The 15,460-nt window shown below is 28.1% G+C and carries 15 protein-coding genes; 3 read left to right on the forward strand and 12 right to left on the reverse strand.

Going from position 1 to position 15,460, the window contains the following annotated elements; translation table 11 throughout:
• Nucleotides 1–6 precede the first annotated feature (6 nt).
• From pth to LXN10_RS11165, 3 genes are read left to right on the forward strand one after another with little or no spacing between them, the layout of a single operon-like run.
• Nucleotides 7–558 (forward strand): aminoacyl-tRNA hydrolase, encoded by a 552-nt coding sequence (pth, locus tag LXN10_RS11155; protein ID WP_375723092.1) that lies wholly within the window; start codon nucleotides 7–9, stop codon nucleotides 556–558.
• The gene (locus tag LXN10_RS11160; protein WP_375723093.1) at nucleotides 559–1,629 is read left to right on the forward strand and encodes an LptF/LptG family permease; all 1,071 of its coding nucleotides are present in this window, start codon (nucleotides 559–561) and stop codon (nucleotides 1,627–1,629) included.
• Nucleotides 1,629–2,072, forward strand: a complete 444-nt coding sequence (locus tag LXN10_RS11165) for an NUDIX domain-containing protein (RefSeq protein ID WP_375723094.1) — start codon at nucleotides 1,629–1,631, stop codon at nucleotides 2,070–2,072. Before LXN10_RS11160 ends, LXN10_RS11165 begins: the two co-directional genes overlap by 1 nt.
• On the opposite strand, the gene LXN10_RS11170 is transcribed toward LXN10_RS11165, so the two are convergent.
• From LXN10_RS11170 to LXN10_RS11225, 12 genes are all read right to left on the reverse strand, one after another.
• Nucleotides 2,035–3,297 carry an N-acetylmuramoyl-L-alanine amidase family protein gene (locus LXN10_RS11170; RefSeq protein WP_375723095.1) on the reverse strand — a complete coding sequence of 421 codons (1,263 nt, stop codon included), beginning with the start codon at nucleotides 3,295–3,297 and terminating at the stop codon, nucleotides 2,035–2,037. The two genes, LXN10_RS11165 and LXN10_RS11170, sit on opposite strands and share 38 nt — an antisense overlap.
• A gap of 91 nt (nucleotides 3,298–3,388) precedes the next feature.
• Nucleotides 3,389–4,465, reverse strand: a complete 1,077-nt coding sequence (locus tag LXN10_RS11175) for a nitronate monooxygenase (RefSeq protein WP_375723096.1) — start codon at nucleotides 4,463–4,465, stop codon at nucleotides 3,389–3,391.
• Between the two features lie 9 nt (nucleotides 4,466–4,474).
• Complete coding sequence (gene tyrS / locus LXN10_RS11180) at nucleotides 4,475–5,683, reverse strand: tyrosine--tRNA ligase (RefSeq protein ID WP_375723097.1); 1,209 nt, start codon at nucleotides 5,681–5,683, stop codon at nucleotides 4,475–4,477.
• 52 nt (nucleotides 5,684–5,735) lie between these two features.
• Nucleotides 5,736–7,877, reverse strand: a complete 2,142-nt coding sequence (locus tag LXN10_RS11185) for a RelA/SpoT family protein (RefSeq protein WP_375723098.1) — start codon at nucleotides 7,875–7,877, stop codon at nucleotides 5,736–5,738.
• A gap of 5 nt (nucleotides 7,878–7,882) precedes the next feature.
• On the reverse strand, nucleotides 7,883–8,095 hold the full coding sequence (locus LXN10_RS11190) for a DNA-directed RNA polymerase subunit omega (RefSeq protein ID WP_375723099.1): 213 nt from the start codon (nucleotides 8,093–8,095) through the stop codon (nucleotides 7,883–7,885).
• A 13-nt stretch (nucleotides 8,096–8,108) separates the two neighbouring features.
• Complete coding sequence (gene pyrH, locus LXN10_RS11195) at nucleotides 8,109–8,816, reverse strand: UMP kinase (protein WP_129100223.1); 708 nt, start codon at nucleotides 8,814–8,816, stop codon at nucleotides 8,109–8,111.
• Between the two features lie 66 nt (nucleotides 8,817–8,882).
• Nucleotides 8,883–9,950 carry an ATP-binding protein gene (locus LXN10_RS11200; protein WP_375723100.1) on the reverse strand — a complete coding sequence of 356 codons (1,068 nt, stop codon included), beginning with the start codon at nucleotides 9,948–9,950 and terminating at the stop codon, nucleotides 8,883–8,885.
• Nucleotides 9,951–9,954: 4 nt separating this feature from the next.
• Complete coding sequence (pdxA, locus tag LXN10_RS11205; RefSeq protein WP_375723101.1) at nucleotides 9,955–10,899, reverse strand: 4-hydroxythreonine-4-phosphate dehydrogenase; 945 nt, start codon at nucleotides 10,897–10,899, stop codon at nucleotides 9,955–9,957.
• Between the two features lie 5 nt (nucleotides 10,900–10,904).
• Entirely contained in the window at nucleotides 10,905–11,687 is a 783-nt protein-coding gene (locus tag LXN10_RS11210; RefSeq protein ID WP_375723102.1) for a pyridoxine 5'-phosphate synthase, read from the reverse strand.
• Nucleotides 11,688–11,765: 78 nt separating this feature from the next.
• Nucleotides 11,766–13,175, reverse strand: coding sequence for an anthranilate synthase component I family protein (locus LXN10_RS11215; RefSeq protein ID WP_375723103.1), 1,410 nt, complete (start codon nucleotides 13,173–13,175; stop codon nucleotides 11,766–11,768).
• A 15-nt stretch (nucleotides 13,176–13,190) separates the two neighbouring features.
• Nucleotides 13,191–14,168 (reverse strand): SPOR domain-containing protein, encoded by a 978-nt coding sequence (locus tag LXN10_RS11220; RefSeq protein ID WP_375723104.1) that lies wholly within the window; start codon nucleotides 14,166–14,168, stop codon nucleotides 13,191–13,193.
• Between the two features lie 22 nt (nucleotides 14,169–14,190).
• A complete protein-coding gene (locus LXN10_RS11225) occupies nucleotides 14,191–15,453 on the reverse strand; it encodes a serine hydroxymethyltransferase (protein WP_375723105.1) in 1,263 nt (420 codons plus the stop codon).
• Nucleotides 15,454–15,460: the final 7 nt, after the last annotated feature.

Here is a 15,460-nt window from a genome sequence, read left to right on the forward strand (position 1 = left end):
AAAATTATGTTTTTAATAGTAGGACTTGGAAATCCAGGTACTAAATATGAAAACAATCGTCACAATGTAGGTTTTTTAGTTATCGATGAGATAGCTAAAAATCTTACAACTTCAAATATTAATAAATCAAACTTCAATGCAGATGTTTTAAAAGCATCAAATCAACTTTTAGTAAAACCTACAACTTATATGAATAACTCAGGATTAGCAGTTCATGCAATAAAAGAATATTATAAATTAAGTCTTGCAGATATAATTGTAATACATGATGATTTGGATTTACCCTTTGGAACTGTAAAGTTTAAAATAGGTGGTGGTCATGGTGGTCATAATGGTTTAAGATCAATAGATTCTCATGTTGGGAACATGTATATTAGGGTTCGAATTGGTATTGGAAAACCTGAAAGTAAAAATGATGTTGCCAATTATGTATTATCGGACTTTTCAAAAGAAGAATTAAATAAACTAGAAGGTATAATCTCTCATACTATCAATGCTATCGAGTCTTTAAAAGTAGATTCAATAGATGAAGTAAAATCCAAATTTACAATGAAATAAATGAGAATAATAACAAAATATTTACTACGAAAATTTATTAGAAATTTTGTCATAGTTTTAATATCTTTACAAATATTTTTTGTGGGAATTGATTTCTTACAAAACTTTGACGAAGTTCCAAATTCTGCCAATTTGCAATTATTATATATTTTATATAATAGTTTTTTTACATTAACACTTACCTTACCCCTGTCTTTAGTCTTTGGTTGGATTATAACTATTGTAATTATGGTCAAAACTAATGAAATGGTAGCCTCATTCTCTTTAGGTGTTGGAAATAGACAAATCTTTATGCCAGTTGTTAATGTATCAATTATTTTAATAGTTTTATTAATAGGCTTACAAATGACTCCTTTAGCCTATTCATATGAGTATAAAGAAAAGATTTTAAAAAATACATATTTTACAAGTTCGAAAAGTGATATATTTGTTAAATATAATGATTATTTTGTATATTTTAAAAAGTTGTATCCATTACAAAAATATGCTGAAGATATTCATATTTATAAAGTTGTTGATGATGATATTGAAGAGGGTATTGTTGCAAAAAAAGCATACTTTCAAAATAATAGATGGTATGTAATTGATGCAAAAATTACTAAAAAACCTAAAGTTATAAGTTGGAATAGTTCAAAAATAGAGATTCATCATGAAAAATTTTTATATACTCTAGAAGGTTTTAAACCTAAGATTTTAGATAGTGTTTATGAATCCACATCTTCATTTTCTATTCTTGATGCAATTACTGCCTTGGCACTTCTAAATAATCAAGAGGTAAATACAAGTAAAATTAGGGCATCTTTGTATTATGAAATAGTTGCACCTTTATATTTTGTGCCATTGATAATTTTGATATTTTCATATACATCTTTTAATAGTAGATTTTTTAACATAGGAAAATTTACCTCATTTTCTATTGCATCAACTTTAGTAATTTGGGGAGTATTTTTCATGCTTCATAAATTTTCATCAGGTGGAGTATTAAATCCTGAAGTTTCAATATTATTGCCAATATTTTTATGGTATATTATTACATACATTTTAATTAAGAAAAAAATAGGTTATAAATAATGGCAAAAAAATATGCTTATGGTATATGTTTATACAAAATAGAAGAAAATGATATTAAAATATTATTATGTAAGTCAGTTAAAAGCTTCAATAAATGGGGTTGTTTAAAAGGTGTAAAAACAAGTAATGAAACTGCTTTACAGTGTGCTAAAAGAGAGTTCTATGAAGAGTGTAATATCAAAGTAGAAATTCCTGATTTTGAAGAGTTTTTTGATCAAATTAATTTAGAAAAAGATATTGGTATCTGGTTAGTAAATGCTAATAAAGTATCAAATTTAGAAGAGTATTTTTTTGAAGATAAACTTTTAGATAATAATTTATCTTGGGAAAACTCAAAGGTAAAATTCTTTTCTATTTTTGATTTACCAAATATTAGATCAAAACAAAGTAAGTTATTATCAAAGATTACTGATTTTTTGCGAAATAAGAATCAACCCCATTAGCAATACCTTTTGCTAAAAGTCTTTGGTATGAAGTTTCAAATAATCTTCTACCTTCAGTACTATTTGTAATATATCCAATTTCAATAAGAATTGAGGGCATCTGTGCACCAACAAGAACCCAAAAAGGTCCTTCTCTAACTCCACCATCTTGAATATCTTTATATTTTTTTCTAGCTGTATATAATAAGTTTTGTTGTACATCAATTCCAAGTTTTTGACTTGAAGTAATTTTACTTTGATTTAAAATAGTTAAAAGTGCATTTTGTGAGCTATTATTCATACTAGACATATCTGTTTTATTCTCTATTGCTGCAATTCTTTTAGCTCTTGAACTTCTAGCAGGGCTTAGGAAAAAAGTTTCAATTCCTTTAGCTTTTTGCCACTGAGATTTTGGCACTGCATTTGCATGAATAGAAATAAATATATCTGCATTTTTTCTATTTGCAAATTTTGTTCTATCTCTTAGTTCTATAAATTTATCTTTATTTCTTGTTAGATAAACGGTATATCCCCTTTTTTTCAAATCATAATACAAATATTTAGCAACAGTTAAAACAGTATTTTTTTCATATCTTTTTTTAACTCCTATGGCACCTGAGTCTTTGCCACCATGTCCAGGATCAATCACTACAACTTTATCTTTATTATTTTCAATTTTTGGAAGAGCTTTTGAATTATTTTCTTTTTCAATTTTTCTATTTAGAATCTTAATAATAACTCTTTTTTTGCTTATAATATATATTGCTTTTAAATTAAAACTATTTATAAGTTCTATTCTTAGTGTTCTATACTTGTATTGAGTTATTCTAATTCTATCAACACCATTCATTACTAGTTTTGTGGGTGATGCATCTTCAAATCTTCCATCAAAATCAAAGATGTCGTAGTACTTTCCACCTCTTTTTTCTTCTGAATAATGAATATAGTCTTTTTTAATATAATGTTTAAAGTCAATAATAATTTGATTATCTTCTACAGTTACTTTACTTATATTATATGAAGAGTTTTTGTATGTTGTTGTCTTTTTTTTAGGAGTAGTTTTCTTTGTTACAACTTTTTTAGGAGTTACTTTTTTACTTGTAGTCTCTACTGAAGCTAATTTATTTAGCTCTTTTTCATAAGTATTGACATTTCTATTTAACTTTTTACCTATCTTTATTAGATTTTGTAAGTGTTGCTTCTCACTTTTTTTATCATTATTTAAGACTGCTCTTAAATAATCCATTTTATTTGAAGTGTATTGATTAGTTAAATCATTTGTTGAAGCAAAAAGATTATATGAAAGTAAGACTAGAAGAATAAATTTAATAAAAATTTTATTCTCCTTTTGTCAATTTTTCCATAAGTTCATGAACCGTTGTTAACTCTTTTATTCTATATCCATTTGAACCTGAAAAAAACAATCCAGTATCAGTATCTCCTTGATAAGCAGCACCTAGTCTATCCGCGATACAATATCCAACTGCTTTAGCTTCTACTCCTCTATGACAAGGAGCAACACAGTTCGAAATACAAGCAACTTTTGGAGCAGTTCCCTCACTCATAGTTTTTTGTAAATTAGTTTGAACTCCCCTTGCTGGAAGACCAACTGGTGATTTCATTAGTTGAATATCTTCAGATTTTGCATTAATAATAACTTCTTTAAATGAATCAGCAGCATCACATTCAACTGTTCCTATAAATCTAGTTGCCATTTGAACACCTGCACAACCCATAGCAATGAATTTATCTATATCATTTTTATCCCAAATTCCACCAGCTGCAATAATAGGAGGATTTCCCCAATTTTTTGCTTCTTCAATAACAGGTGGTACGATATTTTCTAAGCTATATTCTTCCTGAAAACATTGTTCATAAGTAAAACCTTGATGTCCACCACTTAATGGTCCTTCAACAATTACAGCATCAGGAAGTCTATCGTATCTTTTCCATTTTTTACAAATAAGTTTTAATGCTCTTGCACTTGATACTATTGGTATTAATGCAACATCTGGATAATCTTTTGCGAATGCAGGCATATTTGTAGGAATTCCTGCACCTGTAATAATTATATTTATTCCTGCTTCACAGGCATCTTCTACTATTCTTCCATAGTCATTACATGCATATAAAATATTACAAGCCAATGGTGCATCACCACAAATATCTCTTGCTTTATCAATGATTCTTTTTAAAGCATCTTTACTGTAAAAATTTAGAACATCAACAGGTTTGTCTCTTCTCATTTTTATATCAAGGCTTTCATTTTCTTTGTAATATCCAGTCCCCACACCTGATATTACACCTAGTCCACCTTCTTTACTTACTGTTCCTGCTAATTTATCCCAGCTTATTCCAACACCCATTCCACCTTGAATAATGTTGTGTTTAATTTCGTATTTACCTATTTTCAAATTAGCCCTTTATATTATTACTATCTTAGCGAAACTTTTTTTACCCTTTTGTAAAATATATTCACCTTTTGATAAATTTAATTTATCATCATCAATTTTTTCTTGATTAACTTTAACAGCACCTGCTTTTATATCTCTTCTTGCTTGTGATGTTGAAGTAACTAAATTAGTATCAACTAATGCTTGACAAATCCAAGTACCAGCTTCAAGTTTAAATTCTGGCATATCCGTTGGAATGTCTTTTTTTGCAAAAACTTTTTTAAACTCATCTTGAGCTTTTAATCCTGCCCCTGCACCATGGTATCTATCAACAATTTCTATTGCTAATGAATCTTTTACATTCTTTGGATGAATTGTACCATTTTCAACGCCATTTTTTAAATCTTTTATTTCTTTTAATGATTTAGATGATAGAAGCTCAAAATATCTCCACATAAGTTCATCTGATATAGATAATACTTTTCCAAACATATTATTAGCTTCATCGGTTACACCAATATAATTATTTAAGGATTTTGACATCTTTTGAACTCCGTCAAGTCCTTCTAAAATTGGCATCATTAAAACTGCTTGTTGTTTTCCTATATTATATGCTTTTTGTAATGTTCTACCCATCAAAAGGTTAAACTTCTGATCCGTACCACCAATTTCTATGTCAGATTTTAAATAAACAGAATCATAACCTTGAAGTAGGGGATATGTAAACTCACTTACGGCAATTGGAGTATTTGATGCATATCTTTTTGAGAAATCATCTCGCTCTAACATTCTTGCCACTGTTAAATTTGAGGCAAGTGCAATTATTCCAGCAGCACCTAAGTCATTTAGCCAGTTTGAATTAAAAACCACTTCTGTTTTACTTTCATCTAATATTTTAAAAACTTGATCTTTATAACTTTGAGCATTTTGTAAAACTTGTTCTTTTGATAAAACTTTTCTTGTTTCGCTTTTACCAGTAGGATCTCCAATACTTGCAGTGAAATCACCTATTAAGAATTGAACAATTCCTCCAAATCTTTGGAAAACTGATAATTTTTGAAGAAGAACAGTATGTCCAAGGTGTAAATCAGGAGCTGTTGGATCAAATCCTGCTTTAACATAAAAGTTTTCACCTTTTTCATAAAAGTTTTTTAATAATTTTTCAATTGATTCAATATCAATTATTTCAAAGCTTCCTCTTTGAATCTCTGCTAATGCTTCTTTTATTTTGTTTTCCATAATACCTCTTTAAATAATCGCATATTATACTTTTTATTTATTAAATAAAAATTTAGTTTTTGTTATATGCATCTTTTTTTGAAAAAAACTCAATAACTTTTGCCTTTTTTTCTATAATTTTACGCACTTCATCTCTATTTTTTTTATCAATTTCAAATTCTATATCACAATATTGAATATAATTATGTTGTTCTCTTCCATAACTAACTGATAAAATATAACCTTCATATTGACTCATGTATGTTAATAATTTAGCTAATTCACCTTTTGTATTTTGTAAACTTACAACCATCTTGTATTGGTAAAGTTCATTTTCTACCCATTTACAAAAAAGCATCTCTTTCTCTGCTTTTATTTTTTTGTAAGCCTTATCACACATTTTGTGGTGAATTATTGCTTTATTCCCTTCTTTGAAAGCTACTATATCATCACCAACTTTTGGATGACAACAGTGTTCAAAAGAGACTGAATTAATTGAATAATTTGAATAAATAAGAATATTTTCAAATTTGTATTCTTTTAATTTCTTTGGAGTTAATTTAAATCGTTCTACAAAATTCATATTTTCTTGAATTTTCTTCTCAATCATTTTTTTTGTATGTTTTAAATAGTCTAATAATAAAGGAATTTTGTATATATTTTCAATTTTATGGTCTGCTACAATATATGTTTTATATTTTGTAAAAATAGTGTTTAATATATTTCTTCCACTATACTCATTTATCTCTTTGTCTCTTTGTGTACACAATAATTTTATTTGTTTTTTTGCTCTATTTGTTCTTACCATATGAATCCAAGAACATCTTGGAATATTATGATCTGTTGTGTTAATAGAGACGATATCACTACTTTTTAGCTCTGTTAATAAAGGCTTTCGAACCTTATTTATATAACAATCAACAGCTTTATTTCCAACATCTGTATGAATCATATATGCATAATCATAAGCTGTTGCACTTCTAGGAAGTGTAAAAGTATCTCCCCTTGGAGAGTAAATTACCATATCTTCAGAATACAAATCTTCTTTTGCTTCACTATAGAATTCTTCTACATTTTCATTTGTATATTCCAATGATTTTAACCAATTTAAATTAGGTGAATGTTTGATTCCACTTTTATATTTCCAATGGGCTGCAATTCCATATTCTGCAACTTTATGCATTTCAAATGTTCTAATTTGCACTTCATGAATTTTTGAATTAAAAAAAACAGTTGAGTGAATTGTTTGATAACCATTTTCTTTAGGGGTTGCAACATAGTCTTTAAATCTTGAGATTAAAGGCTTATATTCTAAGTGAATATGTCCCAAGACTTTATAACAATCAATCTCTTTATTTACAAGAATTCGTATTGCCATAAGATCTAAGATTTCATCAATTGTTACACCTTTTCTTTGTATTTTCATATAAATAGAGTAGTGGTGTTTTACCCTTGAAAATATTTTAACTTTACTTTCATCATAACCATTCTTTTCTAAAAGCATTTTTGTTGAAGAGATAAATTGATTAAAGCCTATTTGAATTGTTTGTTGATTTTCTTTCATAAAATCATCAATTTTTTTATATTCATCTGGATAAATATAAAAAAATGCCAAATCTTCTAGCTCATTTTTAATAGTAGAAATACCAAGTCTATGAGCAATAGGAACATAAACTACTAAAGTCTCTTCTGCTATTCTAAATTGTTTTTTAGGGGGTAATGCTGAAAGTGTTAACATATTATGAAGTCTATCGCAAAGTTTAACTACTAAGACTCTTGGATCATCAATTGAAGCTACTAATAGTTTCCTAAAAGTTAAAGCAGAAGTAACTATTTTTTTATCTGAATCTGAAGCTACTAATTCACTCTCTCTAATTTCATCAATTTTTGTCAATCCATCAACAATATAAGAGATGTCTTCACCCCATCTTTCCTTTACAAACTCTAAAGAATATTGGGTATCTTCAACTACATCATGAAGTAAGGCAGCTGCAACGATTGACTCTTCAGCTGAGAAATGTGCAGTTATACAAGCAACCAATAATGGATGCACAGCATAAGGTTCACCACTTTTTCTAAATTGGCCTTCATGGGCTTGAATTGAAAAATCAACAATATCTTTTAATTTAGGAGTTATTTCTATTTGAGAGCTTAATTCAGCATAAGCACCTTTTATAGTGTTTATATGCTGAATTTTATTTATATATGGATCCATACTTGTTATTTGTTTACTAAACCTTCAATAACTAATAACCCTTCTCCAATTTCATCAATCGCAATATCTGTATATTTCATGTGTTGAGTATTTTTTTCTAAAAGTGGTTTTGCACCTTTGCTTAGTTCATCAGCTCTTTGACCAACTGCTAATGCAAGAATATATCTATCGTTGTTTACTTTTTTTAATGCTAGTGATAATCTCTCTTCTAATCTCATACTATTCCTTTATTTATTTTACTATTGAACATTGACTTAAATCACCATTTATGATTTTAAGTAAATTACCTTTTGTGTACATATCAGCTACGACTATTGGAAGGCTATTATCTTTTGCAAGGGCAATAGCTGTATCATCCATAACTTTTATTGAATCTTCTAAAGCTCTATCATACGATAATGTTTCTAATTTAATAGCATCATCATATTTTGCAGGGTCTTTATCATAAACACCATCAACTTTTGTTGCTTTAATTAACATACAAGCACCAATTTCTGTGGCTCTTAAAGTTGCTGCTGTATCAGTTGTAAAAAATGGATTTCCAGTTCCAGCACTGAAAATAACAACTCTTCCTTTTTCTAAATGTCTTTTTGCTCTTCTTACAATATATGGTTCAGCAATTTGTTCCATTTTTATAGCAGTTTGTAATCTAGCATTTAAACCTTTGTGTTCTAGTGCTTCTTGCATAGCAATACCATTTACAACAGTTGCTAACATACCCATATAATCTGCACTAGTTCTTTTAATAACACCATCAGCGGCTGCAGTTACACCTCTAATAATATTACCTCCACCAATAACGATACCAACTTCTATATCATTATCAACTAATTCTCTTATCTCTTCTGCAATGTAATCAAGTATCTTTGTATCAATACCATATCCATCACTACCAGCTAAAGCTTCACCTGAAAACTTAACAAGTACTCTTTTTTTCATAGGTAGGTGTCCTTATTATAATTTTTGGATTATATCTAAATAAAACTAAATACTCATTTAAATAAATCATTGTACTGCCCATTCATAAAAAGGCAAAATATTTATTTCTACTTTCTTGTACTTTAAAATATCATTATTACCTGCTGTTATTATGTATACTTGTTGAATATTTAATTCATCAATTGTTGAATATATTTTTTTTATAATTGTATTATTTAACAAAGTATTAAAGAAAGGAATTGCTAAAACTAAGGTTCTTGTATCTTCAATAAAAAAATCAATTTTCTCTAAATAGTATATGTTTTTGTGCTCTTTTTGTAATTGTAAAAAGACCATATTTGTAAATTCATTTTTGAATTTTTTATTATGGGAAATTGAGTTTAAAAAAGCATGATTATAAGCATATATTTTTTTTGTTGACTTCTCATGATTGTATTTTTTTATAAAAAATATTAATTGATTTGCTTCGTAAAATTTACAAAGTTCATAGAATCTGTCTTTTGATATTTTGATACTTTTTTTTAGTATTGTATATAATTGATTTATTGATTTATTTTCATCAATTGATGAAAAAAGTAGTTTCAAAACTTCTATTTCAGTAGTGTCTTTAGAAAATAGTTTAACAATCTCTTGTAATCTATTTACTCTTTTATTTTCATCAATTACAATCATTTCAGGTAAATTGCCATATTTTAAAAAATGATTGAAAGATGTAATTGAATTTTGGTATTTGTTATCATGTAATAAATATTCTTCAAAATCTAAACCATGAACAAAAATTGTTTTGAATCCTTTTATCTCTTTGTAATTTGAACTTGTGATTAAAATACTTTGTACTTCGGGAAGCTCAAAATCAAAATCAAAGTTTTCTAAAACTAAAATTTTGATTTTTTTCTCTTTTATAAAATCATCTAGAAATAGAACAATTTCATCTTTGTGGTTTCTAAAATCATTTAGATTTATATATAAATACTCTTGGCTATTAAAGTTTGACAAATAGTCATAAATCAGATAACTTTTTCCAGTTTTTGGTGGGCCACATACAATAGTTTTAGGATGCGTTATTTTTTCTTTTCTTTCTTGAAAATTTATTTTATTAAATTCTAACTCATAACAAGCATCTAAAATTCTCATGTGATTAGTTACTTAAATTAATAGCTTCTTTTACTGCATTTATATAACTTTTTAAAGATACTTTAGAGTTCTTATAAGCTATGTCAAATGCAGTTCCATGATCTACAGAGGTTCTAATAATTGGAATATTTAAACTTACATTTATACTTTGTTCAAAGTATAAAGATTTTAAAGGAATTAATCCTTGGTCATGATACATACAAACATAGTATTGGTAATATTTTCTGTTCATTGGAGAAAATGCAGTATCAGGTACTAATGGACCTTTAAAGATATTTTTTCCTATTTCTTTATTTGCTTTTTTTATAGCTTTTATAATCTCAACTTCTTCATCACCTAAAACCCCATTATCGCTTGCATGTGGATTGAGACCTAGTACGGCAATATTATCTTGTTTTACATTATTATAAAAATCTAATAAAAATTTAGTGATTTTTTCTTCTTCTATTTTTTTTGCCACTTTTCTAAGTGCAATGTGTTCTGTATACAAAGCTACAAATAATTTAGAACATCCAAGCATCATAATTGCATCTTTGCCAAAATAATCTCTTAGAACTTCCGTATGACCTTTGTAGTGAATTTTTGCTCTATTCCAAGACTCTTTATTTATTGGTAAAGTTACTATTGCATCAACTTTTTTCTTTGAAGCTAGTTTTATTGCACATGTAAAAGAATCAAAAGAATAAGCACCTGCATCTTTTGCCACAGTTCCTGGTCTAATTACAAATTTGCCTTTTACTTTTTCAACTTCGAAGTCTTTTGGAATATCTAGATTTAGTAGTTTTGCACCATCTTTTAATAAATCTTTATTTATACAATAAACAGGAGAACAATATTTTTTAATTTTTTCATGTGCTTCTAAAGCAATTTGTAATCCAATACCATTTAAATCTCCAATTGATATTGCAACTTTTTTTTTACTAATTCTTTCGTCACTTACTTTTGTCATACTTCTTAATCCTTGATAAGATTTTTCATCTCAATAATTGCATCTTTTAATCCAGTAAAAACTGATCTTGCTATTATGCTTTGTCCAATATTTAATTCGCTTATTTGTTTTATTCTTGATATCATAGTAACATTTTGATAATTAAGACCATGACCAGCTGCCACTTTCAAATTTAATTCTTTGGCAAATATTGAAGCTTTTTTAATCTCTTTTCTACTCTTTGTTAGAAGTTTTTTTAAATCTTCTTTTGGCAATTCTAACTCTTTGATACTGTGATGCGTATTATTTAAATTTCCATGTAACACAGCATATATATTTGCGAAAGTTCCAGTATGAAGTTCTACCCACTCAACTTGTAGTTGTTGCGATAACTCTATCATATCTTTTGTTGGGTCAATAAAAAGTGAAACTTCAATCTCATTTTCATGAAGTTTATTAACAGCATTTTTTATTCTCTCAAAGTTTGATTTCAAATTCAAACCACCTTCTGTGGTAACTTCTTCTCTATTTTCTGGAACTAGTGTTACACGAGAGGGCTTAAGTTTACATGCGATATCTATGATTTTTTCATTGATTGAACACTCTAAGTTAACTGGAAGAGTTGATAATTTTATAATATTTTTTGCATCATCATCATGGATATGTCGTCTATCTTCTCTTAAGTGAATTGTAATTTGTTCAGCACCTGCTAATTTACAAATTCCAAGGGCATCAAGTGGGTTTGGGTCATTTATTTTTCTGGCTTCTCTTAATACAGCAATATGATCTATGTTTACGCCAAGTAGCAAAATTTATCCTTTTAATATTGGGTATAGTTTTAAAATAACATAATATCCAATATTAATTAAGATAAATCTTTTAATATTTTATGATAAGTCTTTTAGTGTTGCAATATTAGCAGCAAGTTTATTCTGAACTTCCAAATACTCAAGTTCAGGAATTGAATCAGCTACAACTCCTGCACCTGCTTGGAATATCACTTTATCATCTGTTAGCATGGTACTTCTAATAGTAATTGCACTATCCATATTTCCATCAAAACCAAAATAAGCAATACTTCCTGAATAAAAGTTTCGCTTAATTCCTTCAAATTGTGCAATTAATTCCATAGCTCTAATCTTTGGAGCTCCTGTCATAGTTCCTGCTGTAAATGTTGCTGCAAAAAGGTCAAACATGTCATATTTATCATCAATAACTGCTTCTACATCAGTTACCATATGCATCACATGTGAGTATCTTTCTACTCTCATTAAATCAGTTACTTTTACAGTTCCAGGTTTTGCACATCTTCCCACATCATTTCTTCCAAGATCGATCAGCATGATATGTTCGGCTCTCTCTTTTGTATCTGAAAGAAGTTCATTTTCCATTTCCAAATCTTTGTCTATGGTTTTACCTCTTTTTCTTGTACCCGCAATTGGTCTTAAAAGTATATGCCCATCTACAAGTCTAATCATAACTTCAGGAGAACTTCCTGCAATTGAGAAGTCTTCAAATTCAAGTAAAAAAAGATAAGGACTAGGGTTTTTACTTCTTAGTGCCCTATAAAAACTTAAGTGGTCTACGATTGCTTTTTGAGTAAATCTATTTGACATAAGTATTTGAAAAACATCACCACTTTTTATCATCTCTTTTGATTTTGATACCATATCGAAAAATTGTTCTTTTGAATAGTTAAATTTTCCTTCATCTAAAAGTTTTGCTTTTTTTAATGGCAAAAATTCATAAGGAGTAAATAGACTTTTCTCAATAACTTCTAAATCATCTTTATATTTTTCACAACTTGTAACAATTACAAGTTTAGAAGTTTTATGTGAAAAACCTAATATTATTTTTGGTCGTATTAAGTCCAAATCAGGAATATTTAATTCATCAATTAATGGATCCATATATGGTTTTAAAACTGGTTCAAACTCTTTTCCAATATCATAACCTACATTTCCAATAAAACCATCAATTAATCCAATTCCTAATTCCAAAGATTTTTGTTTATAAAACTCTTTGTCAAAGTTTTTGTAATACTCTTTTAAAAATTTAAGTGGATTTGAATCTACTTCTTTTATTTCAGCTTTTTCATTTTTGAAAAATGTTTTTGTATCTTCATGCCACACTCGCTCTCTTGCCCCAACTAAAATATAAGAGTAGTTACCATCACTTGAGTTGATTGTACTTTCAAATAAAAAAGTAATTTCATCTTTGTAGATGTCTTTTACTTTTTTATAAATTGATACGGGTGTAAATTGGTCTAAAAATAGTTCTTTTGAAAAAATCTGCATGCAATTTGAACCTTACTAAAATTTCAAAATAAAAGCGCTACTAATGTTAAGTTTTGATTTAACATTATTCATATTATTAATTGCATCACTTCTAGATTTAAATGGACCTACTAACACTTTTGTAAAAGTTGTACCCTTAACATTTACTTTGTAAAAAACATATTTAAACTTACTTTTTCTTAAGTTATCCATATATTTTTTATCTATATTTTTAGAAAATGCTCCAACTTGAATAAAAGTACCATTTGGTTCATTCGTTAAAATTTTCTTTGTAGTTTTAACAACTGGTTTAGGAGTAGGTTTTACTACTTCTTTTTTAACAACTTCTTTTTTAACCACAGGTTTTGGTTTTTCTACTTCTTTTTCTGCTATTTTTGATTCTACATTAAAGATATCTTTTTTTAACTCTTTTGCTTTTTCAACATCTTTTTGCGAAGGCTCTGGTAAAGAGACTTTTTTCTCTTCTTTTTGGATATTATTAAGATCCATTGCCTCTGTTATATCTTTATTTTGTTTTTCAGTTTTATTGTTTAAATCTTCAATGCTTTTTAGTTTTTCATTTACTATTTTTTGATATTGTTGTTCAATATTATCATTTAAGGGCTTATCTTGCTCAATTGTCTCTTTTTTTGTTAATGAATCATCTTCTACTTTAGTTTGGTTATCTAAAAGACGAAAGATTATAATCGTTATCAAAAATAAAACTGCTAAAACTAGTCCTAAGACAATATATTTTTTCTTATTGTCTTTATTTTGTGAAGAATTACTAGCTCCTAATAAAATATCATCTAATTCAGATTCTGTTTTATTAACTTCTTCTTCATAAGTAAAATTATCATTACTTGCATAAGGATTATTTTGTTCATATGGGTTCTTCGAAGAAGAATTTATGTTTTTAGCTTGTGACTCTAGTTCCATTAATCTCTCCTCTAATTCTGTTTGTTCCCTTTTTATTTGAACATTTTTTATAAAATCTTCGCCTTTTATTTCCATAATAAGCCTTTATTATTATTTATTAATATGTAGAACTAGTATAAATAACGAAATTTTTAGCTAATTCTTCTAATTCTTCTTTTATTTTTGCTTGTAATTCTGCATTTTCAATATCATCTAAAACATCACAAATTTTATTTGCAATTATTTCAAATTCTTTTTCTTTCATCCCTCTACTTGTAAGTGCTGGACTTCCGATTCTAACCCCACTTGTAACAAAAGGACTTCTAGTCTCTCCTGGAACTGTATTTTTATTTACAGTAATCCCTGCATTTCCTAGAGCTGCATCTGCATCTTTACCACTAAAAGGTTTATTTAAAAAAGATACTAAGATTAAGTGATTGTCTGTTCCACCACTTACGATATCATATCCTCTTTTCATTAACACTTCAGCTAAAACTTTTGCATTTGCTTTAACTTGTTTTGCATAATCTTTCCATGATGGATCAAGTACTTCTTTAAATGCAACAGCTTTTGCAGCCATAACATGAACTAAAGGTCCACCTTGAAGTCCTGGGAATATTGCTGAATTGATTTTTTTAGAAATCTCTTCATCATCTGTTAAAATAAGTCCACCTCTTGGTCCTCTTAATGTTTTGTGCGTAGTAGTTGTAACTACATGTGCATGAGGAAATGGTGATGGATGTTCACCAGCCGCTACTAAACCAGCAATATGAGCAATATCAGCGAATAAAATTGCACCAACTGCATCAGCTATTTCTCTAAATTTAGCAAAATCAATCACTCTTGCGTATGCACTCGCACCACAAACAATAATTTTTGGCATAGTGACTTTTGCTATTTCCATAACTTTGTCATAATCAATTCTACCATCAAGTTCTACCCCATAATAAAATGCTTGGTAATTTTTTCCTGAAAATGAAGGTTTAGATCCGTGAGTTAAATGTCCACCATGAGATAAATCCATACCTAAAATTTTATCACCAGCATTTATCAATGCAGCATAAACTGCACCATTTGCTTGACTACCTGCATGAGGTTGTACATTTGCAAATTTACAACCAAAAATTTCACAAGCTCTATCGATTGCTAGTTGTTCAGCTTTATCAGCAAATTCACATCCTCCATAATATCTTTTATATGGATAACCTTCTGCATATTTGTTTGTAAATATTGAACCCATAGTTTGCATTACAGCTGGACTTGTAAAGTTTTCACTTGCAATCATCTCTAAGTGTGTAGTTTGTCTGTCTAACTCATTTTCTAAAATATCAAAAATTTCTTTATCTGCTTGCTCTAAACTATTATTACTAATATAACTCATTTTTAAT

The sequence above is a fragment of the Arcobacter iocasae genome (genome assembly GCF_042214795.1).
In the GTDB taxonomy this organism is placed as follows: domain Bacteria; phylum Campylobacterota; class Campylobacteria; order Campylobacterales; family Arcobacteraceae; genus Arcobacter; species Arcobacter iocasae.